Origin of the sequence: Sabulicella glaciei (assembly GCF_026183895.1) — a bacterium.
Lineage (GTDB): Bacteria > Pseudomonadota > Alphaproteobacteria > Acetobacterales > Acetobacteraceae > Roseococcus > Roseococcus glaciei.
The window spans coordinates 673,151-696,144 of the sequence record NZ_JAPFQI010000001.1; the positions used below are offsets into that span (position 1 = coordinate 673,151).

Here is a 22,994-nt window from a genome sequence, read left to right on the forward strand (position 1 = left end):
GATGCTTCGGCCGCAGCCTCACGGGGGGATCGCGTCGCCCCCTTGGGCGACAGCATGTCGGCGGGCTGTCGCACGTGTCAAGCGCGTGGGCCCCCTGGCCCTCCCTTGGAAGACTCGCGCTCGCTTCGAGAGGGGCACATGAGTCGCGCGGGCCGGTCGCTGCGCGACCTCGAGTATGTGAGCGCCGTGACCGAGCAGAGCGCCGTGCGGCTGCATCAGCCCGGAATCCGGGTGGCGAGCTAGGCCGGCCTCAGGACATGGCGCAGGAGGTCGCGCATGCGGATGGCCTGCACCTCCGCCACCGTCTCAGCCCGAGCGATGGTCGCGGCAAGTCGTTCCGCCACGCCTCGCCGGCCCTCGCGCAACTCGGCCATCAGGTCAGCGGCCTCGCGTAGCACCTCCGACACGTCGCGCACGCCGGAGGCTAGGCGCGCCGCCAGCAAAGGCAGATCCATGTCGGGCGGAAATGGCACGGGCGGTTCCTCGCGCGTGGAGACGAGACGGGCATAAAGGGCGGCATCCGGCGTCATGCCACGAGGCTGCGCCGGATGCCGTGAAGGAAGGGTTAAGCGGCTTCGGTCAGCAGAGTTTCGCCCGGCTTCAGCCGCGTGAAGGCGACGTCGCGCCAGTTCAGGCGCACCGCACCGCCGTCCAGGGTCACGACGGTGTGGCGCAGCCCGCCGGTTGCGTCCTCCGTCTGCGGAAAGTCCTCGCGCCAATGGGCACCGCGGCTTTCGGTGCGCGCCTCGGCGGCCGCGACGATGGCGCGACTGACCAGGATCAGGCTTTCCAGGTTCAGCCAGTCGGACCAGGAAAGGTTGAAGTCCCGCGTCCCATCGGCCACGCCTGCGGCACGAAGCTCCGCCTCCAGTGCGTCGAGCCCACTCGACGCCTCGGCAAGGCGAGGGCCGTCGCGCAGGATGCCAGCCTTGTCCCACATCAGGGTTGCCAGGGCATCGCGGATCGGCCCGAGGGGCTTCGCCTTCTGGCCGAAGGGGGCCTCGGCCGCCGCCCGCGCCGCGCCCAGCGCCGCCGGGTCGGGCTCGGCCCACGCACCCTCGCGGGGAACCCAGCGCGCCATGGCATCACCCGCGATGCCGCCAAACACAGTGGAATTGGCAACGCCATTGCCGCCGAGGCGATTCGCGCCATGCACGCCGCCCGTGTCCTCGCCCGCGGCGAAAAGCCCGGGCAGGGCAGTCGACCCGTCGGCGGCAAAGGCCACGCCGCCCATCATGTAGTGCGCAGTCGGCACCACCGGCACGCGCCCGCCCGCGAGGTCGAACCCCATGTCGGCGCAGCGTTCCACCATGCCCTTGAACTGCTTGCGGACGTTCTCGGGGCCGAGATGGCCCATCTCGATCCACAGCCCGCCCGCGTCATTCACGCGGCCTGCCTGGATCTCACGCTCCATGGAGCGGGACACGATGTCGCGCGTCGCCCGCTCGTTGCGCGGGTCATAGTTGTGCATGAAGCGCTCACCGTCGCCGTTCAGCAGGTAACCGCCGGCGCCGCGCAGCCCTTCCTCGATGATGGTGCCGGTCATGCGCGTTCCTGGCCCGGCCAAAACGCCGGTCGGGTGGAACTGCACCATCTCCATGTCGCGCAGGGCGAGGCCGGCGCGCAATGCCATCGCCATGCCGTCGCAGGACTTGTCGCCCGAGGGGGTGTGATACTTGTACATGGTCGGCCCGCCGCCGGTGCCCAGCAGCACGGCCTTAGCCTGGACGAAGACAAAGCTGCCGCGCCGGATGTCGAGCAGCAGCACGCCGGACAGCCGCGACCCGTCCATCGACCGCACAAGCGCCAGGGCGCGGTGCTCCTCCAGCCGGTCGATGCCGCGCGCCCAGGTCTGTTCGGCCAAGCGATTGATGATTTCGATGCCCGTCAGGTCGCCCTTGTGGACGGTGCGGTCGAAGGTCTGCCCGGCGAAGGCCTTCTGGTGGATGGTTCCGTCCGGATTGCGGTCGAAGAAGCAGCCCCAGCGATTTTCCAACTCGCGGATGCGGGTCTGCGCGACGGTGACCAGCGTCCAGGCGAGGTCCTGGTCGTTCAGCCACTTCCCACCATCGAGCGTGTCCATGAAGTGCCGCTCGGCGCTGTCATCGGCGGCGAGGGCGACGTTGTAGCCGCCCTGCACCATGCGGGTGCAGCCCGACTTGCCGAGCAGTCCCTTCACCGCGACCGTCACGGAAAGCTCCGGATTGGCGCTCTTGGCGTGCAGCGCCGCCAGCAGCCCGGCCCCGCCGGAGCCCAGGACGAGGATGTCGGTGCGGATGCGCTCCATCACGCCGAGACTCCCATCCGCGCCAGCACCTCCGCCCGCCGGTCGGAGACCTTGGACTGCACGTCGCGGTAGAGGCTGCCGCCGTGCGAGTCCATGCCGACGATCAGCGGCCCGAAACCCTTGATGGCGAAGCGCCAGAGCGACTCGGGGTTCAGGTCGTCCAGGTCCACGTCCTCAATCGCCGTGATCCAGGTCGTCTCCAGCGCCGCAGCGCCGCCGATCACGGCCAGGTAGGCGCCGCCCAGCTCTTCAAATGCCTTGGCGCTTTCGTCGCGCAACCCGCCCTTGCCGATGATGAGGCGTACACCCTCGCGCTCCATAAGCGGGCGGGTGAAGCGCTCCATGCGGTCGGAGGTGGTGGTGCCGATGCACACCGCCTCGTAGCCCGCCTGGTTCGTGCCGCTGCGCTCGACCTTGCGCACGTTGGGCGCGGTGTGGATGACAGCGTGGCCGTTGAGGTCGAAGCGGGTGCGGCGCCCACGATCGAACATGTGGATCTGCGTGGCGTCGCGGATGCCGAACAGCGTGTCTTCCAGCGTCACCGTGTCGCCGACGCGCAGCGCACGAATCTGCTCCTCGGTGGCGGGCATGTGCAGAACGTGATGGGCCATGGTCAGAATCCGATCTCGACGCCGGAGGCGGTGAAGGTGGCGCTGGCACGGCGCGCCGAGTGGCACTGCACGTTCACCGCGACTGGGTTCATCGTGATGTGCGTCGCCGCCAGTTCCACGTGCACGGCGAAGGCGGTCGAATCACCGCCAAGCCCTTGCGGGCCGATGCCAAGGCTGTTCACCGCCTCGCCCAGCTCCTGCTCCAGCTTCGCGCCTTCCGGGTCGGCGCAGCGCGAGCCGAGGGCGCGGGTCGCCGCAACCTTGGCGAGGTGCATGCAGAGATCGGAAGTGCCGCCGAGGCCCACGCCCAGGATGGTGGGCGGGCAGACCTTGCCGCCGGCGCGGATCGCCGCATCCACCACGAAGCGCTTGATGCCGGCGATGCCATCGGCCGGAATCAGCATCTGCAGGAAGGAACCGTTCTCCGAGCCGGAGCCCTTGGGGACCATCTCGATCCGCAGCACCCGGTCTTCGTCGGAGAAGTCCAGGTTGATGACGGGGACATGGAGGCCGCAGCTCGTATGCTCGTTCACGCGGGTGAGGGGATGCACGACGGAGGAGCGGAGCGGATGCTCGCGCGTCGCGCGCTCGGTGCCGCGGCGGATGGCCTGCTTGAGCTCCCACCCGTCAAAGGACACGTTGCGGCCGATCGTGACGTTGTAGATCGGGATGCCCGTGTCCTGGCACAGCAGGTTGTCCGTCCGCTCCGCCACGGCGATGTTCTCGATCATGGTGGCGAGGACCGAGCGCGCCAACCCGTCGCTTTCCGTTGAGTCCAGCCGCGCGAAGCCCTGCTTGATGTCGTCCGGCAGGACCTTGAGGGCACGGATGTAGAGGAGCTTCGCGGCTTCCTCCACGGCGTCCATCGCGATGTGCAGCGTGTCGGTCATGGGCGTTCCCCTAGATGAGCAGCGAAAGTCCGGAGATCAGCAGCAGGCCGAGCAGGACGAGGCGGAATCCCTGCTGCGGAAGGCGCCGGAAGGCCGCGAGGCCGAGCCACATGCCCGCCAGCATTCCCGGCAGCGCGGCGAGGGAGAGCCACACCGCCTCCCGCGTGAAAAACCCGGCCCACATCAGTGCCGGCAGGGTGAGAAGCTGCATGAAGACGATGAAGGGCTGCAGCAGACCCCGCGTCGCCAGCTTGTCCAGGCCCTGGGCATCGGCCCACATGGCCGGAAGCGCTCCGACATAGCCGCCGATTCCGCCGAGGATGCCGCTCGCGAAGCCTACCGCACCGTCGGCGGCTGGACCGCCCTGGAGGGACGGCGCGGGCAGGCGAAGTCCGATCCGCGCAAGCATGTATCCGGCATACACCACCAGAAGCGCCCCCACTCCCGCCGTCATCGGTCCTGCCGGGACGTGGGCGAGCAGCCAGACTCCCAGCGGCATCCCGGGAATGGCGAAGAGCATCCAACGGCGCAGCACCTGCCAGTCTACGTGATCCCACATCGCCTTCAGCGCGATGGACTGCACGACGAAGCTGCCGAGCACCAGAACGGGCGCGGTGGTTGCCGGCGGCAGGAACTGGAGCAGCAGCCCGGCCCCGACCAGGACGAAGGCGAAGCCCGCCATCCCGGCGCAGAACGCCGCGACAAAGCACGCGCCGGAAAGAAGCAGCGCGTCAGCCAGCATGGAGAAGGAACATCAGCCCCGCCCCCAGGGCGAAGCCGGCCGAGAGCGCGACGAGGTCCTTCTGACGGGCGCGCCAGCCCAGGAACTCCAGCGCCAGCACGCGCAGCCCCCCGGCGAGGTGGAGGGCCAACAGCGTGACAAGGCCCCATTCACCCGCCTTGAAGGCCCAGTTGTCGGTGAAGCGCAGGAAGCCTTCGAGCGCGGCCTCGCCCTGGATGGCATGGCCCAGCGCCCAGAAATGCAGCGGCAGGAACAGGGCGAGCCCGATGCCCGAAACGCGGTGCAGCACGAAGCCCCAATAGGCCGGGTGGCGCCGGTCACGCATGGTAGAGGCCCCAGGCGGCGCGGATGCCGAAACCCGCGGTCAGGAGCCCGATGCCGAGCCACAGCGCGTCGAAGCCGCGCCCCCGCCAGCCGAGCCATTCCCCCGCGATGTTGCGCATCCCGATCGCGCCGTGGATGCCGGCCGCCAGCGCGAAGACCGCATAGAAGGCCAGCCACCCCTCCGCACCGCGCAGCCGCGCAACGATCTCGGCCGCGGACAGCCCTCCCCGGACGGCCAGCATGATGGTGGCAAGGTGAACGAACACGGCCACGGCCAGAAAGACGGCGGAGACGCGCTGCGCCGCCCAGAGATGCACCTGTCCCCTCATCGCGCCAGGACGCCCCAGAAGATGGAGCGCTTGAGCCCCGCAATGGCCGAGGAGGGATCGAGGTTCTTCGGGCAGCGTTCCGTGCAGCCCTGGGTGGAATGGCAGGAGTGGCACCCGGCATCGCCCGCCACGGCGTCCAGCCTTTCCCGCCGCCCGCCGTCGCGCACGTCGTTCACCAGCGTCCAGGCGCGGTTCATCGCCGCCGGCCCCAGATAATCCGGATTCCAGGACACGACGTCGCAGGAGGCGTAGCAGACCCCGCAGCCGATGCACTCGATGCCCGCATCCGCCTCCTGCCGCTTGGGCGAGGAGGGGGGCACGACCGCGAATTCGGCCGGAACGGCGCCGTTCGGTGCGTCCTTGGGTTGGAACTGCCCGCGCGCCCGCGCCCATTTGTCGAAGAAGGGCGTCATGTCGGTGGCGAGGTCGCGGATGACCGGCAAATTCGCCAGCGGCCGCAGGGTGAGCGTCCCGTCCTCGGCCACCTTCCGCACATGGGTTCGGCAGGTCCAGCGGGCGACGCCGTTCACCTCCATCGCGCAGGACCCGCACATGCCGACCCGGCAGGCGAAGCGGTAGGCGAGGTCGGGCTGCTGCTCGCGCTGGATTTCCGTCACCACGTCCAGCACCGTCTGATTCTCGCGGGCCGCGACGCCATATTCGGCCATCCCGTCGCCGCGCTGGATGCGGACCTTGAGTTGCGCCATCCCATTCCCTCCGTCCCCGGCAGGATGCGCCCGGCTTGAGTCTTATACAAGACCGGGGCAGCATCGGCAGCGACGAAACGGATCGAGGGGGAGGGAACCATGCCCGACGGACAAGCGACCGAGGCGCGGCTGCGCGGGGCCGACCTGCTGTGGCGGGCGCTGGAGGCGGGGGGCGTGACGCGGGTCTTCTCCCTGTCCGGCAACCACATCATGCCGATCTACGACGCCGGCTTCGGCTCCCCCATCGAGATCGTCCACGTGCGGCACGAGGCCGCTGCGGTGCACATGGCCGATGCCTGGGCGCGGCTGACCGGCCAGGTGGGCGTCGCACTGGTGACGGGCGGCCAGGGGCACAGCAACGCGGTCGCGGCGCTGCCCACCGCCCTGGCCTCGGAAACTGCGGTGTTGCTGCTGTCCGGCCACGCACCGCTAAACGAGCTGGGCACCGGCGCCTTCCAGGAGACGCCGCAGGTCGAGATGGCGGCACCGCTGTGCAAGGGCGCTTGGCTGGCGCGCGACGCGGCTGGGCTTCCGGCGGAGATGGCGCGCGCCTTCCGCCTCGCGCGTTCCGGGCGCCCTGGGCCGGTGCATGTCTCGCTGCCGACCGACGTGACGGAGGCCCATGCGAGCGCCGCCATGCCCGATCCGGCCGACTTCCTACCGGTGGAGGAGCCGGTGGATGCCGCCCCGCTCGCACGCTTCCTGGTCGGTGCGGAACGGCCGCTCGTCCTGGCCGGGCCGTCGCTGAACAACCCGGAGGGCCGCGCCGCGCTGGCGAGGCTGGAGCGAGGCTCGGGTTTGCCCGTGTTGCTAATGGAAAGCCCGCGCGGGCTGAACGACCCGTCGCTGGGTGACTTCGCCACATGCCTCGGCGAGGCGGATGCGGTGCTGCTGCTTGGCAAGCAGCTGGACTTCACCCTGCGCTTCGGACGCGGCACCAAGGCGCGTTTCGCCCTGGCGGAGCCTGATTCGGCCCTGGTTGCGCGGGCGGAGCGGCTGCTGGGCGACCGCTTGGCGCTGCGCCTCGACGCCGCGCCGCTCGCTGCGGCGCAGGCGCTGGCCGGCGTGGCCACGGCTCACCCGGCCAAGGAATGGGCGGAGTCGGTATGGAGTGCCACCGCCCACCGGCCCGCGGCGTGGAAGGACCTCGCGGGGCGACGCGGCGCGCCAATCCATCCCGCGACCCTCGGCGCGGCGCTGCAGCCTTTCCTGGAAGACGCGGTGCTGGTCGCCGATGGCGGTGAGATCGGCCAGTGGATGCAGGCGACGCTGCGCGCGCCGGAGCGCATCGTGAACGGCGTGGCCGGCTCCATCGGCGCCGGACTGCCCTTTGCCCTTGCGTCAAGCGCGGCGCGACCCGGAAAGCGCGTGCTGGCGGTGATGGGCGACGGCACGGCCGGGTTTCACATTGCTGAGCTGGACACGGCGGTGCGGCACAACCTGCCCTTCGTCGCGGTGGTCGGCAACGACAACAAGTGGAACGCGGAATACCAGATCCAGAAGCGCGACTACGGCGCAAACCGCGCTCATGGCTGCGAACTTGCCCCGGGGACGCGTTACGACCTCGTCGCGCAGGGCTTCGGCGCGCATGGCGAGTTCGTGGAGCGCGCGGAAGATCTGGGCCCAGCGCTGGAACGTGCCTTCGCCAGCGGCCGCCCGGCCCTGGTGAACGTGATGATCGAAGGGCTGCCGGCGCCCTCGCTCAAGCGTTGAGCGGTCCGCTCTACGCACGCGCAGAGGCGGCGCTGCGTGCGCGCATCGCTGCCGGGGAGTGGAAGCCCGGCAAGGCCCTGCCCACCGAGCCGGCCCTGGCCGGGGAGCTGGGTATCAGCCAGGGCACCTTGCGCCGCGCCTTGGCCACCCTGGAGCGTGCCCGCGTCATCGAGCGCCGCCAGGGTGTCGGCACGTTCGTCGCCGAGGCGACCAGCGAGCGCGCGCTGTTTCACTTCTTCCGGGTGGAGCGGCTCGACGGCACGCGGCCAGTGCCCACCAGCCGTGTCCTGTCGCTCACGCGGCGCCGCGCGAGTGAAGCGGAGCGGCGCGCCCTGGGCCTCGCGGCCGGGGCCGCGGTGCTGTTCATGGAGCGCGAGCGCCTGGTGGATGGCGAGCCGGCGATCCTGGAACGCGTGGCGATCCCGGCCGCGTTCTTTCCCGGGCTGACGCTGCCGATCGGCGTCGAGTTGAAGGACGAGCTTTACGTCCTCTACCAGCGCGGCTTTGGCCTGACCGTGACGCGGGTGGAGGAGTGGCTCGCCGCCACCCCAGCGCCGGCGGGCGGTTCCATGCCGGAAGGGACCCCGGTCCTGAACGTGGCACGGCTTGCGTTCGAGCTTGGCGGGCGCGCGGTGGAATGGCGCCTGTCCTGGCTGGACACGCGCCGCCTGCGCTACGCCGTCACCCTGGCCTGAGTCGGTCAATCGTCGTCATCGTCGTCCCGCCGCCGACGGCGCGGCACCCGACGGTCATCCCACCACGCATCCGCATGCCGGAGATTGCGCTCCCGGCCGCGGCGCGGGTTCCCCTGCCACCGTTCCTCGCGCACCCAGCCACGGGGTCCGTAAGGGTCGTCGTCCACGGTGTAGGACTCGCGGTGGGTGCAGCGTCCGTCCGAGCAATTGGAGGAGGAGTTGGAGGATTGGCTTCCCGCCTGGGCGGCACCGGGCAGGGCGAGAAGGGCCAGCTGCAATCCGTGACGCAAGGCCGTGGAGCGCTTCCCTGGTGAACCGATGCCAGGGAAACCATGGATCGTGGCAGGAGTTCGGCGGCCTATTCCCGGCGCAGCACCCGATCCGTGATCCAGCTTGCTAAGGGCTGGGGACGGAAGGCGGCGCGCAGCGCGGCCTCGTCGTACTCCTCCGTCAGCCAGGTCTCGAAGGGCACCCCGCGCGCTTCCGCCTTCGCGTAGGCTTCAAAGAAGGCATCGAGAATGCCTGTGCGCGCGGCGGCTACGTGGCCATGCCGGAGGCTGAGTTCCCCCGCAGCTTCGGCAGCAGGCCGCCCTTGCATCAGGTGCCAGATCCCGGCGGCGAGCCCGGTTCGGTCGGCGCCCGACTTGCAGTGGATCAGGATGGGCCGGGGCAGCGTCCGGTAGAGTTCCATCAACCGCAGGATGCGGTCCTTGTGCGGCGCGCCTCGGCTTTCGAAGGGCTGGTCCGCATGGACGAGGCCGAGCGCCGCAGCTCGCTCCCGACCCAGCGCATCGGAGCCGCAGCTGTCGCGACGGCCGCGCAGGTTGATGACGCTCTGCAGGCCATGACGCTTCGTCCCCTCGGCCAGCTGCCAGGGCAGGGGGTGGTTGGAGCGATAAAGGGCTCCGCTCTCAACCACGCCCCAATTCCGCCAGGGAATGCGGAGCAGGGCGTGGTCGACGAAAAGGCTGTTCACCCAAAGCGACATGGCGGGGGCTATGCCCCCGATCCACGTCGCCGCAAAGGGTCAGCGCATCCCGGTGGCGGCAGAACCGGAGCCAGCCGCGGTGGAGGCGCGGCCCGGGGCGCTCGGGCTGGTCACCTGACCGGTGGAGGTGTTGCCGGTGGCCTGCGGAACCGTGGTCTGCGGCAAGGCGGACCTCACGCCAGGCGCGGCAGCCGTGTCGGAGGCGGCACGGGGCGCCATGTTCCCGCCGCCCATCCCTTGGTCGCAGGCGACAAGGGCCAGGGGCGCGAGCAACAGAGCAAGATGAATCCGCGTCATGGTCATTCCTTCCGAGCGAGGAGCGGCCGGAAATGGCCGCCGCCACGCCGGGGCAACACGCATGCCGGGGAAAAGGTTGCCCTGCCCGGAAATGGAAAGGCGCTATTCCAGCCGCGCGCCGGAGATCCGCACCATCTCCTGCCACAACGGCCGCTCACGACGGGCCCGCTCCAGCACGCCTTCGGGCGTGGACCACACGGCCTGGGCGCCGGTGCGGAGGAAGCGCTCCTTCACCGATTGATCCTCGGCGATGGCCTTCATCGCGGCGTTCGCGCGGTCGACGATCGGGCGCGCGACGCCCGCCGGGAAGGACATGGCGCACCAGGAGGTGACGACGAAATCCTCCATCCCCGCCTCGCGCATGGTCGGCACATCGGGCAAGGCCGGGTGGCGCTCCGCCGAGGTGACGGCGAGGGCACGCATCCGCCCTTCCTGGATGACGGGCACATAGGAGGCGAGGTTGTCGATGGCGAAGTTCACGTCGCCCGACAGCATGGCCGGAATGGTTTGGGCGGCACCGCGGAAGGGCACGTGCTGAGCGTCCACGTTCTGTCGCGCGGCGAAGAGCGCGCCAGAAAGATGCGGCGTCGTCCCCACGCCGGGGGACCCATAGGACACGCCCTGGCGCCGCGCCTTGGCCCATTCCACGAACTCCCGAACGTTGCGGGCCGGGACGTACTGGGACGGCACGACGAAGACGTTCGGCAGCTCCCAGTGCATCGAGATGGGCTGGAAGTCGCGATCCGGATTGTAAGGCAGGCGCTCATACAGGAACTGGCCGATGGCCCAGACCGTGAGCGTCATCGGCCCCATCGTGTAGCCGTCGGGCGCCGATTTTGAGACCGCATCGGCGCCGATGTTGCCGCCCGCACCCGGCCGGTTTTCCACCACGAAGGACTGGCCGAGGCGCGCCTGCATCTGCTCGCACAGGAGGCGGCACAAGACGTCCGTGGAGCCGCCCGGCGGCCAGGGGACGATCACGCGGACCGTTCGCTCGGGCCATTGCGGCTGGGCGATGGCAGGCAAGGCGAGGGGTGCAAGGGCGCTTGCACCCAGAAGGGCGCGTCGGGTCGGCTTCATCCCGTTTCCTCCGGTCTGTTTCTTGGATGGGCGGAGGATGCGCGATCCCTCGCAGCGCGGCAATCTTTCCGTCACCCAACCCGCGCCACCGTCCCGCCACGGCGTCGCCACGCCACCGCCAGCCTGCGCGACTTCGATCATCCAGGAGAAACTGGAGATCCCGGATGCTGGCCTGGCTTGCCCACCGATTTCGCCACTGGCTCGGCTACCGGCCGGAACGCCGCTACATGCGCGGGTCGCGCTGACCTACCAGCCGGCCAGGGGCGGCAGGGACATCAGGATCGCGTCCACGTTGCCGCCGGTACGCAGACCGAACAGCGTGCCGCGGTCGTGCAGCAGGTTGAACTCGACGTAGCGGCCGCGGCGATGAAGCTGGACAGCCTTTTCCGCTTCCCCGAACGGTTCGGCCATGCGTCGGCGCAGGATGGCCGGATAGGCTTCCAGGAAGGCGAGGCCCACGTCGCGCGTGAAGGCGAAGTCGGCCTCCGCCCCCTTTCCGGGCGTCCGGTCTCCCAGCCAGTCATAGAAGATCCCGCCCAGTCCGCGCGTCTCGTTCCGGTGCGGCAGGAAGAAGTACTCGTCGCACCAACGCGAGAAGCGGTCGTAGTATCCGGGGTCGTGCCGGTCGCAGGCCTCGCGGAAATGCTGGTGGAAGAAGGCTGCGTCCTCCTGCGACCACGGCGCCTCCCTGTCCATCGGCGTGATGTCGCCCCCGCCTCCGAACCAAGAGCGGGAGGTCACGATGAAGCGCGTATTCATGTGCGCGGTGGGGCAGTGCGGCGAGCGCGGATGCACGACAAGCGAAACGCCGGTGGCCAGGAAGCGAGGATCCTCCTCCGCGCCCGGGATCTGCTTCCGGAACTCGGGCGAGAACTCGCCGAAGACCGTGGAGACGTTGACCCCCGCCTTCTCCAGTACGCGGCCGCGCATGAGCCCCATCGTGCCACCGCCCCCGCCAGGGCGCTCCCAGGGGGTGAAGGTGAAGCGGGCAGGGGGCTCGCCGGGCGGCGTGCCGTCGTCCTCGATGGCTTCGAAGGCCGCGCAGAGGCGGTCCCGCAGCGATTCGAACCAAGTCCGTGCCGGAACGGCGAGAGGATGGGCGGGGGGCTGTGTCATCGGGGGCGCAGAGTAGCGCAGAATGGCGCTTCCGAGATGGGAACGGAGGCGCAACCGCGGTTGCCACGCGGCGGAACCGACCCTAATAGGCAGGACGGCGCGGAACGGGGTGCGCAGCGTGTCCCGTGCCGCCCGCGAGTTCAGGGCCGTCGCCTGCCGGCCCCTATGCGAGGTTTGGACGGAATGGCTGATTCCATGGCGCCGCAGATGGCCCAGGCGGCCCCGGGCGATGTTCCCGGGACCACGAAGCGCGACTTCCTGATGCTGACCACTGCGGCCTTCGCGGCGGTCGGGGTGGGAGGCATCGTCTGGCCGTTCGTTTCCTCCATGGCGCCGGCGCGCGACGTGCTGGCCCTCGCCTCGACGGAGGTGGACATTTCACCCATCGCGGCAGGGCAGTCCGTGACGGTGATGTGGCGCGGCAAACCGGTCTTTGTCCGCAACCGCACGGAGGAGGAGGTGCGCGAGGCGCGCTCCGTCCCGATGTCCGAGCTGAAGGACCCCGCGACCGACGAATCCCGCGTGAAGCGCGACAACTGGCTGGTGGTCGTCGGCGTCTGCACACACCTCGGCTGCGTGCCGCTCGGCCAGAAGCCGACCGACGCCAAGGGGGACTACAATGGCTGGTTCTGCCCTTGCCACGGCAGCCATTACGACACCTCCGCGCGCATCCGCCGCGGCCCGGCGCCGTCGAACCTGCTGGTTCCCGACTACGCCTTCACCTCCGACACCATGATCCGAATCGGCTGAAGAGGACCCCACCATGGCCATCGGCCTTCACGACTCCGAGGTGAAGAACCCGGTCCTGCGCTGGGTCGACCAGCGCCTGCCGGTCATCACCATGCTGCAGAAGGAGTACGGGACCTTCCCGACTCCCCGCAACTTCAACTATTTCTGGAACTTCGGCGCCCTGGCCGTGATCACGCTGGTGATCATGATCCTGACCGGCGTGTTCCTTTCGATGAACTACACCGCGCACACCACCCTGGCGTTCGAGAGCGTCGAGCGCATCATGCGCGACGTGAACTATGGCTGGCTCATGCGCTACGTTCACATGAACGGCGCCTCGATGTTCTTCATCGTGGTCTTCATCCACATCTACCGCGGCATGTACTACGGCTCCTACAAGGCGCCGCGTGAGCTGCTTTGGATGCTGGGCGTCGTCATCTTCCTGCTGATGATGGCCACGGCCTTCCTCGGCTACGTGCTGCCCTGGGGCCAGATGTCCTTCTGGGGCGCCACGGTGATCACCAACCTGTTCAGCGCCTTCCCGCTGATCGGGCCGGAGATCGTCACCTGGCTGTGGGGCGGCTTCAGCGTCGACAACCCGACGCTCAACCGCTTCTTTTCGCTGCACTACCTGCTGCCCTTCGTGATCACGGGCGTGGTGTTCCTTCACGTCGCCGCGCTGCACGTGACCGGGTCCAACAATCCGCTGGGCATCGAGCCGAAGGGTCCGCAGGACACGCTGCCCTTCCATCCCTACTACACGATCAAGGACTCGGTCGGCATGGTCGCGTATTTCGCGCTCTTCGCCCTCCTGGTCTTCTTCATGCCGAACTACCTGGGCCATCCGGACAATTACATCCCGGCCAATCCGCTGGTGACGCCGGCCCACATCGTCCCCGAGTGGTACTTCCTGCCCTTCTACGCGATCCTCCGCGCGGTGCCTGACAAGCTGGGCGGCGTGCTGCTGATGTTCGGCTCGATCCTGATCTGGTTCGCGCTGCCCTGGCTCGACACCTCCAAGGTGCGCTCCATGCGGTTCCGCCCGATCGCCCGGATCTTCTTCTTCCTCTGGGTCATCAGCTTCTTCGTGCTGATGTACGTGGGCGGCAAGCCGGCCGAGCAGCCCTACGTCATCATCGCGCAGGTCGCGACGGCCTATTACTTCCTGTGGTTCCTCGTGATCCTGCCGCTGCTCGGCAAGTACGAGCGGACGCTTCCCCTGCCGGAGAGCATCGCGGCTGCCGTGCTTGGCCCCAGGGCCAGCACGGGCGGCGGGCCGCTCCCCGGCGCCGCGACCGCCAAGCCGATGGAAAAGGCGTGAACCAATGAAGCTCCTCAAGGTACTTGCCGTCACCGTCGCGGTCGCGATGTCCTCCCCCGTCCTTGCGGCCGGGGAGGCCCCCGCGCCGCCGAATGCGCGCTTCGGCTTCAACAGCTTCTTCGGCTCGTTCGACCGTGGCGCGCAGCAGCGTGGCTTCCAGGTCTACAAGGAGGTTTGCGCCGCCTGCCATGGCATGCGGCTGCTTTCCTACCGCAACCTGCTGGACCTCGGGCTGAGCGAGCCCGCGGTGCGCGCGATCGCGGCCGGCTACACGGTGCAGGATGGACCGAACGACGAAGGCCAGATGTTCGAGCGTCCGGCCCGCCTTTCCGACCGCTTCCGCAGCCCGTTCCCGAACGAGCAGGCGGCGCGCGCGGGCAACAACGGCGCCCTGCCGCCCGACCTGTCCGTGATCGTGAAGGCGCGGCATGACGGAGCGAACTATGTGCGGGCCCTGCTGACCGGCTATGTGGAGCCGCCTCCGGGCGTCACTCTCGCCGATGGCATGCACTACAACGAATACTTCCCCGGCCACCAGATCGCCATGCCCAACGTGCTCAACGACGGGCAGGTGGAGTTTGCGGACGGGACCCGCGCGACGGTCGACCAGATGGCGCGCGACGTCACTACCTTCCTTGCCTGGGCCGCTGAGCCGGAGACGGAGCAGCGCAAGCAGATGGGCGTGAAGATCCTGATCTTCCTGGCCATCCTGGGCGGCCTCGTCTACGCCACCAAGCGCAAGATGTGGGCCGAGGTGAAGCACTGACAGACGCCGCCCGGTTCCGACCGGAGGCGTGATCCGGCCCCCGCCGCAAGCGGGGGCCTTTTTCTTGCGAGGAGGTCGCCACATGGCGGAAATGATCGAGCCGGTGATCGGCATGATCGGAGGCTCCGGCCTCTACGACATCGAGGGGCTCGAGGACCGGGAGTGGCGCCGGGTCGAGACCCCCTGGGGCGATCCTTCCGACGAGTTGCTGTTTGGACGCCTCGCCGGGATCCGCTGCGTGTTCCTGCCCCGCCATGGGAGGGGCCATCCGCGCTCACCCTCGGCGCTGAATTATCGCGCCAACATCGACGCGCTGAAGCGCGTGGGCGTGACCGATGTCGTTTCCCTCTCCGCCGTGGGGTCGCTGCGCGAAGAGCTGCCGCCCGGTCATTTCGTGATCGTGGACCAGTTCATCGACCGGACCTTCGCGAGGGAGAAGAGCTTCTTCGGGACTGGCTGCGTCGCGCATGTCAGCGTCGCCCACCCGACCTGCCCGCGCCTGTCGGATGCCATCGAGGAAGCGGGCAGGGAGCTTGCGCTGCCGATGACGCGCGGCGGAACCTACTTGGTCATGGAAGGGCCGCAGTTCTCCACCAAGGCTGAGTCGTTGCTCTACCGGCAGTGGGGCTGCCACGTGATCGGCATGACCAACATGCCCGAGGCGAAGCTCGCGCGCGAGGCGGAGCTTTGCTACGCCTCCGTCGCCATGGTCACGGATTACGACTGCTGGCACGAGGAGCACGACCACGTCACGGTGGACCAGGTCGTGAAGGTGCTGTTCTCCAATGCCGACAAGGCGCGCGCGCTCGTGAAGGCTCTGGTGCCGCGGATCGGCGCGCCGCGCGGGGAATGCCCAGCAGGCTGCGACCGGGCGCTGGAGCACGCGCTGATCACCGCGCCTGAAAGGCGCGACCCCGCCCTCCTGGCGAAGCTCGACGTGGTGGCGGGACGCATTCTCCGCCGTTAGCGGGCAAGGTGCGGTTTCCTCAGGCGTGACCCACGGCCGCGCACCCGTCCAGGCTGGTGGCGCGGACCACGTGGGCAAAGAGGCGGAGCGCGTCCGGCCCGCCTCGGTCGAGCAATGTGCCGGCCTCCATTTCCACGGCCAGCACTTCCGCATGTTCGGCCAGTGTCTTGGCGGCGCAGCGGAGGGCTTCGCGTGCCAAGGCCAGTTGCAGATCGTCCGGCATGTCCTGCCAAGGGGGGGTATGCATCGGCCGGGGGACCCTTGCATCGCCGTTCTGGCGTCAGGCACGCCGGTCTGGGGTGGCCCCGGCGCTCCGGCGGTGTGCCGGCAGGGAGGGCGATAGGGCGCAAGCGGTTAACGGAGACTTACGGCGGGAAAGACCAAGGCCCGGTTGAGGTGGCGCGCCGGGGAGTGTCTCCTATATCGAGACGAGACGACGACGAACGGAGCGAATCAATGTTCAAGGATGGACGGCAGCGGCTCGATGACCTAGCCGGAGTGGCTGGGGGCGTGATGTCGCTCCTCGGCGGGATGAAGGCGGAGTTCGAGGCGGTAGCCCGCGCCCAAGCGGAAGCGTTGGTCAGCCGCCTGGACCTGGCCCGTGCCGAGGACCTCGACGCTGCAATGGAAGTCGCGCGTCGCGCCCGGGAGCAGGTGGAGGCGCTGGAGGCGCGTATCGCCGCGCTGGAAGCCAAGCTGGCGTCTTCCCAGCCGTCAGCGCCGGAAGCGGAGGTCTAGCCCCTTCGCGGCCCAGGCGGCCTCCATCGCCGCCATATCCGCATCGCCCGACGGGCTTGCGCGGCGCGGCGCTCGCTTGAGCATCGGTTCGCGGTCGCGCCGCCATAGGCGCAGGAGGCGCTCCAGTTCGTCCAGCGGCGCGTGGTGGTCGTCCACGCGCAGGTCCAGGTCAGGGAAGTCCTCCTCCGTCACCAGCTGGATGGCGGCGGATTGGCGCCCGCGCCGGTCGCCCCCCGCCGTCTCGCCAGCCTGCAGGGCGAGCAGCATGCGCTCCGGCAAAGGCAGGGCGGCATGCGCCAGGAAGGCGTCGCGCGTCGCGATGAGCGTCGCGGGACCGGCCAGCATGTTGCCCGCGATCGACCAGCCCCGGCCCGTGAGGGAGCCGCACCACTCGACGCAATTCTCTCCCGTATGCGCTGCGGCACGACCCTTGGCATCTAGCGCATGGAGCTGGCGCAGGCCGCGCCCACCGTCACCGGTCAAGGCGGCCTCCAGCGCCGCAGCCGGCGCCAAGCCACGCTCCATCGCATCGAGCGTCGCCGGACCGAGGTAGCGGTTGGTGATGGATTGCGTCGAAACCGCGCCGACGCCGCGCCGCAGGAAAGGGCAGGAGGCCCCAACGGCGAGGGCGCAGGTGGCTACCGCCACAGCGAAGGCGCCCGTCTCAGGTTCATGGGCGAGCAGGGACCAGGTCATGGACGGGCCGCCTCCAAAATGCCGACGTTCCTTCTTGGCCATGCTTCCTGCTTGCCTGCAAGGCGCTGGACGGGCATGGCTGACGACCCAAGAAGAAAGGAGGAGACGATGCAGCACAATCTTTCGCGCCGCGGGCTTGCCCTCGCGGGCGGCGCCCTGCTTGCCGCGCCGGCGCTGGCGCAGTCGCCCTGGCCGGACAAGCCAATCCGCCTGATCGTCCCCTTCGGGCCGGGCGGGGCCATTGACACGCTTTCGCGCAACGTGGCGTCCCGCTTTGCCGAGCACACCAACGGCCAGACCCTGGTGGTGGAGAACCGGCCCGGGGCTGGCGGCACCATCGCCGGGGCCTTCGCGGCGACGCAGCGTCCGGACGGGCAAGTGCTGATGATGGCGGACATGGGGGCCAACGCGATCGGGCGCCTTCTTTACCCGGGCCTGCCCTATGACCCGCTGACTGCCTTCACCCCCATCATCCATCTGGTGAACCTGCCTGGGGTGCTGATGGCCCATCCCTCGGTCGCGGAGCGGAGCGTCGAGGAGATCGTGCGCGCGGCGAAGGCGCGGCCGGATGGCTTCACCTATTCCTCGGCCGGGACGGGCAATGGCTCGCACCTGTTCATGGAGCTCTTTCTGAAGCGCGCCGGCATCCGGATGGTGCACGTGCCGTACCGCTCGGGCGCCGAGATGGTGACGGCACTGGTGCGCGGCGATGCCCAGTTCGGCTTCCCCACTGTTTCCTCCGGCCTCGCGATGATCCGCGATGGCCGCGCGCGGGCCGTGGCGGTCAGCGAACCGGCGGGCTCGCAGCTTCTGCCTGGCACGCCGGGCCTTGCCGCGGCACTGCCGGGCTTTGACCAGTCCGTCTGGCACGGCATCGTCGCGCCGGCCGGGATGGACCGGAGCCTCGTCCTGCGGATCAACGACGTGTTCGGGCGGATCGCTGCCATGCCCGAGGTACAGGAGGCGGTGTTCCGTCAGCAGGCCGGGCGCGTGGTCGGCGGCACGCCGGCCGAGTTCGCCGCCCATATCCGCCGGGAGTACGAAACCTGGGAGCCGGTGATCCGCGACGCCAACATCAAGGCGGATTGACCGGACCGGCACCGGGCGTAGCGTGGCGGACATGAATATGCCCGTCCCCGTCACGCCCCGCCCGGCCGCCACGATCCTCCTGATCCGGGATGGGGAAGTGGGGCTTGAGGTGTTGATGGTCTGCCGGGCGCGGGAGGTGGACTTCGCCTCCGGCGCGCTGGTCTTCCCGGGTGGCCGGGTCGAGGAGGCAGACTCGCACCTTGCCCCGCCCGGCGATGCGCTGGGCGCCTTCAAGGTCGCCGCGATCCGCGAGGCCTGGGAGGAGTGCGGCATCCTCCTCGGCCGCGCCCCCGCGCCGGCCTCTTTGCCCGCTGGGCCCTTCAGTGCCGCGTTGCAGGAGCGGAACGTGACCCCGGATGTCGGGGCAGTGGTGCCCTTCGCGCATTGGATCACCCCGCATTACAGCCCAAAGCGCTTCGACACCCATTTCTTTCTGGCGCAGGCACCCGACGACCAGGAGGCCGTCCATGATGGCTATGAGGCGGTCGAGGCGGTCTGGGTCCGGCCCGCCGACGTTGTGGCGGAGGCCGAGGCCGGGAAGCGGCGTCTTGTCTTCGCCACGCGACTGAACCTGCTGCGCCTGGCGAAGCAAGGCAGTGCCGCCGAGGCCCTGGCCGCTGCGCGGGACTGCACCATCGTGACCGTCACGCCGGAACCCATATCGGACGGGGCAGGGGGCGTGATGCTGCGTATCCCGGAAGATGCCGGCTATGGCGGTGCCCTCTTTCCCGCGAAGGATCTGCCCGCGATGGGCGGTCGATGGCTGGGCCAGACAGGACCGCGGACCTAGGACTTCAGGCCTCACGCTCGCGCTGCTTCGCAGCGCGCCATAGGTCTTCCATCTCATCCAATGTCGCCTCCGCCGGGCTTCGGCCCTGGGCCGAAAGCTGCGCCTCGACCGACGAGAAGCGCCGCTCGAACTTCGCATTGGCCCCAACCAGGCAGTACTCCGGATCCAGGTCCAGCTTTCGCGCAAGGTTGGCGAGGACAAAGAGCAGATCACCGACCTCATCCTTCAGCCGAACCTGGTCGGCCGCGGCGAGTTCAGCCCGGACTTCGTCCGCTTCCTCCTCGAGCTTGTCCAGGACCGAAGCGGCGTCAGGCCAGTCGAAGCCGACCCGGGCGGCGCGGCTGGTCAGCTTCGCGGCGCGTGTCAGGGCGGGCAGGGAGGAAGCCACGCCGGACAAGGTCCCGGTTTCCGCCCGTTCGACGCGCTCGGCGGCCTTCTGGCGCTCCCAGGCCTCGGTCTGGGTGCTGGCATCGCGCTTGGCCTCCTCGCCGAAGACATGCGGGTGCCGCCGGATCATCTTCGACGCGATCGACGCGGCGACGTCTCCGAAGCCGAACCAGCCGCGCTCCTCGGCCATGCGAGCGTGGTAGACGACCTGAAAGAGCAGGTCTCCGAGTTCCTCGAGCAACGTCTCCGGTTCAGGCCCGGCCGAGATCGCCGAGGCGACCTCGTAGGCCTCCTCAATCGTATAGGGCGCGATGGTCGCGAAGTCCTGGACCTGGTCCCAGGGACAGCCCGTGTCCGGGTGTCGCAGGCGCGCCATGACATCCAGAAGACGGAGGAGTTCAGCTTGGGGGTCTGGCCTCATAGCCTCGGGTGTAGAGGGGGAAGGGATGGGCCGAAAGCCCCGGATTTCCGCGCTGTCCACCGGTTGTCCACACTTCGAATTCCCGGATAAGATAGATTATGGAAAGAAAAGGTGGTGGAAAACTGGTGGGAAAACTGCGCGGCTGGTCCCCGGACCTCCCCGCCCGCGAAGCGGTTTTCTTCGCCCTCAAAGGTCGCCGTCGAGTTCCATGCCGTCGTAGCCAGGCTCGACGCCCGAAGGCAGATCCTGCCGCAGCGTCGCCCAATCCATGGACGGCCCCATATGGGTCAGCACGACCCTGCGCGGCCCGATCGCCTCGGCCCAAGCGAGCACCTCATCCAGGCCCGCATGCACTGGATGGCTCGCCAGCCGGAAGCAGCCGACCACCAGCGTGGCGACGCCGTGCAGCGCCTCCACAGACTCAGGCGGCATCCGGACCACATCCGTACAATAGGCTAGGTTTCCGCATCTTAGGCCCATCGTCCTCATGACCGAATGGTCCTGCTCGTGCAGGCGTAAGGAAATTGTTCCTAGGACAATGGTCGCGCCGGGCTCGACTTCCCTGCCCTCCAATGCCGGTCTGAAGAAGCCGGGTGTCGTCCCGCGGAACGCATAGGCGAAGCGTTCCCGCAGTTCGCGGAGCGTCTCGGGAAATCCAAAAGCCGGAAGAGCTTGGCCCGTGTTGCGGTTCACCTGCCGCAGTTCATCGATGCCCATCACATGGTCGGCATGGGCATGGGTGAAGACCACGCCATCCAGCCCAGCAGCCCCGGCGGACAGAAGTTGTTCCCGGCAGTCTGGACCTGCGTCGATGAGGAGGCGCGTTCCCTCGCAGGTCAGCAGCGCCGATGTCCGGCGGCGCCTGTTACGCGGTTCGGACGCGTCGCAGGCGCCCCAGTCGCCCCGCCCGTCGAGGCCGCCAATGGCGGGCACGCCCTGGGAGGGGCCGGTGCCGAGCAGGGTCAGGCGAACGCGCTTCTTGGGAGACATGCCCTGCGTGATGGCAGGGCAAGCCGGATTCGGGGAGGCTTAGAGTTCCGCGCGCGGGAAAAGGCGGCGGAAATTATCGGTCGTCGCCGCGGCGATCGCCTCCAGGCCGGCGCCACGGGCCTCGGCCAGCACCTTGGCGGTCAAGGCCGTGAAGCCCGGCTCGCAGCGCTTTCCACGATGCGGCGCGGGCGCAAGGTATGGCGCGTCGGTCTCGACCAGCAGCCGGTCCTCGGGGAGTTCCGCTGCCAGGGCGCGCAACTCGCCGCTGCGCGGAAAGGTGAGGATGCCAGAGAAGGAAATGTAGCCGCCCATGGCCACCGCCTCGCGCGCCAGAGCCGGGCCGGAGGAGAAGCAGTGCAGGAGGAAAGCGAAGTCGCCCCCTTCCCGCTCCTCGCGCAGGATGGCGGCGATGTCCGCATCCGCGTCGCGCGCGTGGACCACCAGGGGCACGCAGGCGGCGCGGGCGGCGCGGATGTGGCGGCGGAACCCTTCGCGCTGCACCTCTCGCGGTGACTTGTCGTAGAAATAGTCCAGGCCGCTTTCCCCGATGCCGATCACCCGGGGGTGGTCCGCCAGGGCGACAAGCTCCTCCACCGTCGGCATCCGCCCTTCGCCCGCCCGGTGGGGGTGCACGCCAACCGTGCCCCAGATCTCGGGATGGCGCTCAGCCAGGGCCTTCACGGAAGCGGCCTGTTCGACATGGGTGCCGATGGTCACCATGCGGGTGACGCCCGCGGCCGCAGCGCGGGCGATGATCTCGGGGAGTTCGGCCTCCTCGAAATAGTCGAGGTGGCAGTGGGAATCGACGATCACGCTTCGATCTTCCTGAAGAGCGGCGCGGGCGGTGGCAGGGCATCACCCTCCGGCAACGGCTCAGCGAGGGAGGAAAGGCCGCGCGCCTCGGCCGGGACGCCAAGCTGGTCGAGCATCGCCGCCATCGTGCCGGGCATGAAGGGCTGAAGCACCGTCGCCAGCACGCGCAGCGCGTCATGGAGGCGACGGAGGACCTGTGCCATGCGGGCCGGATCGGTCTTGCGCAGGGCCCAGGGTGCCTCGGTGGTGATGTAGGCGTTGGCGGCGCGGGCCGCTGCAAAGGCGGCTTCCAGTGCCAAGTGGAAATCCTGGCGCTCCAGATGCGCACCCACGCGCCCCGGAAGATCACCCAGCAATGCGCCCAACTCGCCTTCCGGCGCGGCCGGCGCGGGCAACTTCGCCTCGCAATTCTTCTGGATCAGCGTCAGCGTCCGATTTGCGAGATTGCCGAGAACATCGGCAAGTTCCCCATTGGTCCGGTTGGCAAGGGCGGTCCGCGAGAAGTCGCCATCCTGGCCGAAGGGCACCTCGCGCAGAAGGAAGTAGCGCACGGGGTCGAGCCCGTATTCCTCGACCAGAGAGACCGGGTCGATCACGTTGCCCAGGGATTTCGAAATCTTCTGCCCCTCATTGGTCCACCAGCCATGGGCAAAGACCCGCCGGGGCGGCTCGAGGCCCGCCGCCATCAGGAAGGCGGGCCAGTAGATGGCGTGGAAGCGCAGGATATCCTTGCCGACGAAATGGACGTCGGCGGGCCAGAACTTCCAAGCCTCGCCCTCCTCGGGCCAGCCGAGGGCGGTAATGTAGTTGGTCAGCGCGTCCAACCAGACATACATCACGTGCGCGTCGTCGCCGGGCACGGGCACGCCCCAGCGGAAGGAGGTGCGGCTGATCGAAAGGTCCGACAGGCCTGACTTCACGAAGGCGATGACCTCGTTGCGGCGGCTTTGCGGCGCGATGAAGTCGGGGTTCTCCTCGTAGAAGCGCAGCAGCCGGTCCTGCCAGGCGGAAAGGCGGAAGAAGTAGCTGGGCTCCGTCACCCATTCGACCGGAGCTCCGGAGGGCGCGTATTTCACACCGTCGCGCTCCGTCAGCTCGTCCGGGCCGTAGAAGGCCTCGTCACGCACCGCGTACCAGCCTTCGTAGCCGCCCAGATAGATCTCGCCACGGTCGGCGAGGCGCTTCCACAATTCCTGGCAGGCGCGGCGGTGACGCTCCTCCGTAGTGCGGATGAAGGCGTCGTTGCTGAAGCCCATCGTCGCCGTCAGGTCACGAAAGGCGGTGGAGACGCGGTCGGTGAAGGCCTGTGGGTCCATCCCGGCATCGCGGGCTGCCTTCTCGACCTTCTGCCCGTGCTCGTCCGTGCCGGTGAGGAAGAAGACCTCATCGCCCGACAGGCGGCGCCAACGCGCCAGCACGTCCGCCGCCAGCGAGGTGTAGGCGTGGCCGATATGGGGCTTGTCGTTGACGTAATAGATCGGCGTGGTGAGGTAGCAGCGGCGCATGGC

The 22,994-nt window shown here is 68.9% G+C and carries 28 protein-coding genes; 9 read left to right on the forward strand and 19 right to left on the reverse strand.

Annotated features, from left to right (window positions below):
- Positions 1 to 239 precede the first annotated feature (239 nt).
- Genes OF850_RS03060 through OF850_RS03095 form a run of 8 tightly spaced genes read right to left on the reverse strand, consistent with a single transcriptional unit; the run spans position 240 to position 5,890 of the window.
- Positions 240 to 530, reverse strand: a complete 291-nt coding sequence (locus tag OF850_RS03060) for a hypothetical protein (RefSeq protein ID WP_301588245.1) — start codon at positions 528 to 530, stop codon at positions 240 to 242.
- Positions 531 to 565: 35 nt separating this feature from the next.
- Complete coding sequence (locus OF850_RS03065; protein WP_301588847.1) at positions 566 to 2,287, reverse strand: L-aspartate oxidase; 1,722 nt, start codon at positions 2,285 to 2,287, stop codon at positions 566 to 568.
- A complete protein-coding gene (locus OF850_RS03070) occupies positions 2,287 to 2,898 on the reverse strand; it encodes a fumarate hydratase C-terminal domain-containing protein (RefSeq protein WP_301588246.1) in 612 nt (203 codons plus the stop codon). The genes OF850_RS03065 and OF850_RS03070 overlap by 1 nt, the downstream gene beginning before the upstream one ends.
- 2 nt (positions 2,899 to 2,900) lie before the next feature.
- The gene (locus tag OF850_RS03075; RefSeq protein ID WP_301588247.1) at positions 2,901 to 3,788 is read right to left on the reverse strand and encodes a fumarate hydratase; all 888 of its coding nucleotides are present in this window, start codon (positions 3,786 to 3,788) and stop codon (positions 2,901 to 2,903) included.
- Between the two features lie 10 nt (positions 3,789 to 3,798).
- Entirely contained in the window at positions 3,799 to 4,530 is a 732-nt protein-coding gene (locus tag OF850_RS03080) for a sulfite exporter TauE/SafE family protein (protein ID WP_301588249.1), read from the reverse strand.
- Positions 4,520 to 4,855, reverse strand: coding sequence for a succinate dehydrogenase, cytochrome b556 subunit (gene sdhC, locus OF850_RS03085; protein ID WP_301588250.1), 336 nt, complete (start codon positions 4,853 to 4,855; stop codon positions 4,520 to 4,522). Before sdhC ends, OF850_RS03080 begins: the two co-directional genes overlap by 11 nt.
- Positions 4,848 to 5,183, reverse strand: coding sequence for a succinate dehydrogenase (locus OF850_RS03090; protein ID WP_301588252.1), 336 nt, complete (start codon positions 5,181 to 5,183; stop codon positions 4,848 to 4,850). Before OF850_RS03090 ends, sdhC begins: the two co-directional genes overlap by 8 nt.
- The gene (locus OF850_RS03095) at positions 5,180 to 5,890 is read right to left on the reverse strand and encodes a succinate dehydrogenase/fumarate reductase iron-sulfur subunit (RefSeq protein ID WP_301588254.1); all 711 of its coding nucleotides are present in this window, start codon (positions 5,888 to 5,890) and stop codon (positions 5,180 to 5,182) included. Before OF850_RS03095 ends, OF850_RS03090 begins: the two co-directional genes overlap by 4 nt.
- A gap of 99 nt (positions 5,891 to 5,989) precedes the next feature.
- Between OF850_RS03095 and OF850_RS03100 the strand changes: the two genes are divergently transcribed.
- Together OF850_RS03100 and OF850_RS03105 are read left to right on the forward strand one after the other, a co-directional pair.
- Positions 5,990 to 7,603: a thiamine pyrophosphate-binding protein gene (locus OF850_RS03100; RefSeq protein ID WP_301588255.1), complete on the forward strand. Its 1,614-nt coding sequence runs from the start codon at positions 5,990 to 5,992 to the stop codon at positions 7,601 to 7,603.
- Entirely contained in the window at positions 7,600 to 8,298 is a 699-nt protein-coding gene (locus OF850_RS03105; RefSeq protein WP_301588257.1) for a GntR family transcriptional regulator, read from the forward strand. The genes OF850_RS03100 and OF850_RS03105 overlap by 4 nt, the downstream gene beginning before the upstream one ends.
- 5 nt (positions 8,299 to 8,303) lie before the next feature.
- On the opposite strand, the gene OF850_RS03110 is transcribed toward OF850_RS03105, so the two are convergent.
- From OF850_RS03110 to hemF, 5 genes are all read right to left on the reverse strand, one after another.
- Positions 8,304 to 8,588, reverse strand: coding sequence for a hypothetical protein (locus tag OF850_RS03110; RefSeq protein ID WP_301588259.1), 285 nt, complete (start codon positions 8,586 to 8,588; stop codon positions 8,304 to 8,306).
- 68 nt (positions 8,589 to 8,656) lie between these two features.
- Positions 8,657 to 9,286 carry a tyrosine-protein phosphatase gene (locus tag OF850_RS03115; protein WP_301588260.1) on the reverse strand — a complete coding sequence of 210 codons (630 nt, stop codon included), beginning with the start codon at positions 9,284 to 9,286 and terminating at the stop codon, positions 8,657 to 8,659.
- 39 nt (positions 9,287 to 9,325) lie between these two features.
- The gene (locus OF850_RS03120) at positions 9,326 to 9,583 is read right to left on the reverse strand and encodes a hypothetical protein (RefSeq protein ID WP_301588262.1); all 258 of its coding nucleotides are present in this window, start codon (positions 9,581 to 9,583) and stop codon (positions 9,326 to 9,328) included.
- A gap of 102 nt (positions 9,584 to 9,685) precedes the next feature.
- Positions 9,686 to 10,663: a Bug family tripartite tricarboxylate transporter substrate binding protein gene (locus OF850_RS03125; protein WP_301588264.1), complete on the reverse strand. Its 978-nt coding sequence runs from the start codon at positions 10,661 to 10,663 to the stop codon at positions 9,686 to 9,688.
- A 246-nt stretch (positions 10,664 to 10,909) separates the two neighbouring features.
- The gene (gene hemF / locus OF850_RS03130) at positions 10,910 to 11,779 is read right to left on the reverse strand and encodes an oxygen-dependent coproporphyrinogen oxidase (protein ID WP_301588265.1); all 870 of its coding nucleotides are present in this window, start codon (positions 11,777 to 11,779) and stop codon (positions 10,910 to 10,912) included.
- A gap of 183 nt (positions 11,780 to 11,962) precedes the next feature.
- Here hemF and petA point away from each other — a divergent pair, with 183 nt between their 5' ends.
- From petA to OF850_RS03150, 4 genes are all read left to right on the forward strand, one after another.
- Positions 11,963 to 12,529 carry a ubiquinol-cytochrome c reductase iron-sulfur subunit gene (petA, locus tag OF850_RS03135; protein WP_301588267.1) on the forward strand — a complete coding sequence of 189 codons (567 nt, stop codon included), beginning with the start codon at positions 11,963 to 11,965 and terminating at the stop codon, positions 12,527 to 12,529.
- 13 nt (positions 12,530 to 12,542) lie between these two features.
- Positions 12,543 to 13,829: a cytochrome b gene (locus OF850_RS03140; protein ID WP_301588269.1), complete on the forward strand. Its 1,287-nt coding sequence runs from the start codon at positions 12,543 to 12,545 to the stop codon at positions 13,827 to 13,829.
- A 4-nt stretch (positions 13,830 to 13,833) separates the two neighbouring features.
- A complete protein-coding gene (locus tag OF850_RS03145; RefSeq protein WP_301588271.1) occupies positions 13,834 to 14,595 on the forward strand; it encodes a cytochrome c1 in 762 nt (253 codons plus the stop codon).
- 82 nt (positions 14,596 to 14,677) lie between these two features.
- Complete coding sequence (locus OF850_RS03150) at positions 14,678 to 15,562, forward strand: S-methyl-5'-thioadenosine phosphorylase (RefSeq protein ID WP_301588273.1); 885 nt, start codon at positions 14,678 to 14,680, stop codon at positions 15,560 to 15,562.
- 19 nt (positions 15,563 to 15,581) lie between these two features.
- On the opposite strand, the gene OF850_RS03155 is transcribed toward OF850_RS03150, so the two are convergent.
- Positions 15,582 to 15,785 (reverse strand): hypothetical protein, encoded by a 204-nt coding sequence (locus OF850_RS03155; protein WP_301588274.1) that lies wholly within the window; start codon positions 15,783 to 15,785, stop codon positions 15,582 to 15,584.
- A 233-nt stretch (positions 15,786 to 16,018) separates the two neighbouring features.
- Here OF850_RS03155 and OF850_RS03160 point away from each other — a divergent pair, with 233 nt between their 5' ends.
- Positions 16,019 to 16,300, forward strand: a complete 282-nt coding sequence (locus OF850_RS03160; RefSeq protein WP_301588275.1) for an accessory factor UbiK family protein — start codon at positions 16,019 to 16,021, stop codon at positions 16,298 to 16,300.
- Here the strand turns inward: OF850_RS03160 and OF850_RS03165 are convergent.
- Complete coding sequence (locus tag OF850_RS03165) at positions 16,277 to 16,996, reverse strand: DUF1028 domain-containing protein (RefSeq protein WP_301588276.1); 720 nt, start codon at positions 16,994 to 16,996, stop codon at positions 16,277 to 16,279. The two genes, OF850_RS03160 and OF850_RS03165, sit on opposite strands and share 24 nt — an antisense overlap.
- Positions 16,997 to 17,104: 108 nt before the next feature.
- Here OF850_RS03165 and OF850_RS03170 point away from each other — a divergent pair, with 108 nt between their 5' ends.
- Both OF850_RS03170 and OF850_RS03175 read left to right on the forward strand, forming a co-directional pair.
- Positions 17,105 to 18,085: a Bug family tripartite tricarboxylate transporter substrate binding protein gene (locus OF850_RS03170; RefSeq protein ID WP_301588278.1), complete on the forward strand. Its 981-nt coding sequence runs from the start codon at positions 17,105 to 17,107 to the stop codon at positions 18,083 to 18,085.
- A 37-nt stretch (positions 18,086 to 18,122) separates the two neighbouring features.
- On the forward strand, positions 18,123 to 18,875 hold the full coding sequence (locus OF850_RS03175) for an NUDIX hydrolase (protein WP_301588280.1): 753 nt from the start codon (positions 18,123 to 18,125) through the stop codon (positions 18,873 to 18,875).
- 4 nt (positions 18,876 to 18,879) lie between these two features.
- On the opposite strand, the gene mazG is transcribed toward OF850_RS03175, so the two are convergent.
- The 4 genes from mazG to metG form a co-directional block, all read right to left on the reverse strand.
- Positions 18,880 to 19,683 carry a nucleoside triphosphate pyrophosphohydrolase gene (gene mazG, locus OF850_RS03180; RefSeq protein ID WP_301588282.1) on the reverse strand — a complete coding sequence of 268 codons (804 nt, stop codon included), beginning with the start codon at positions 19,681 to 19,683 and terminating at the stop codon, positions 18,880 to 18,882.
- Between the two features lie 186 nt (positions 19,684 to 19,869).
- On the reverse strand, positions 19,870 to 20,673 hold the full coding sequence (locus OF850_RS03185) for an MBL fold metallo-hydrolase (RefSeq protein WP_301588283.1): 804 nt from the start codon (positions 20,671 to 20,673) through the stop codon (positions 19,870 to 19,872).
- Between the two features lie 39 nt (positions 20,674 to 20,712).
- Positions 20,713 to 21,486 (reverse strand): TatD family hydrolase, encoded by a 774-nt coding sequence (locus OF850_RS03190; RefSeq protein WP_301588284.1) that lies wholly within the window; start codon positions 21,484 to 21,486, stop codon positions 20,713 to 20,715.
- Positions 21,483 to 22,991 carry a methionine--tRNA ligase gene (metG, locus tag OF850_RS03195; protein WP_301588285.1) on the reverse strand — a complete coding sequence of 503 codons (1,509 nt, stop codon included), beginning with the start codon at positions 22,989 to 22,991 and terminating at the stop codon, positions 21,483 to 21,485. Before metG ends, OF850_RS03190 begins: the two co-directional genes overlap by 4 nt.
- Positions 22,992 to 22,994 lie beyond the last annotated feature (3 nt).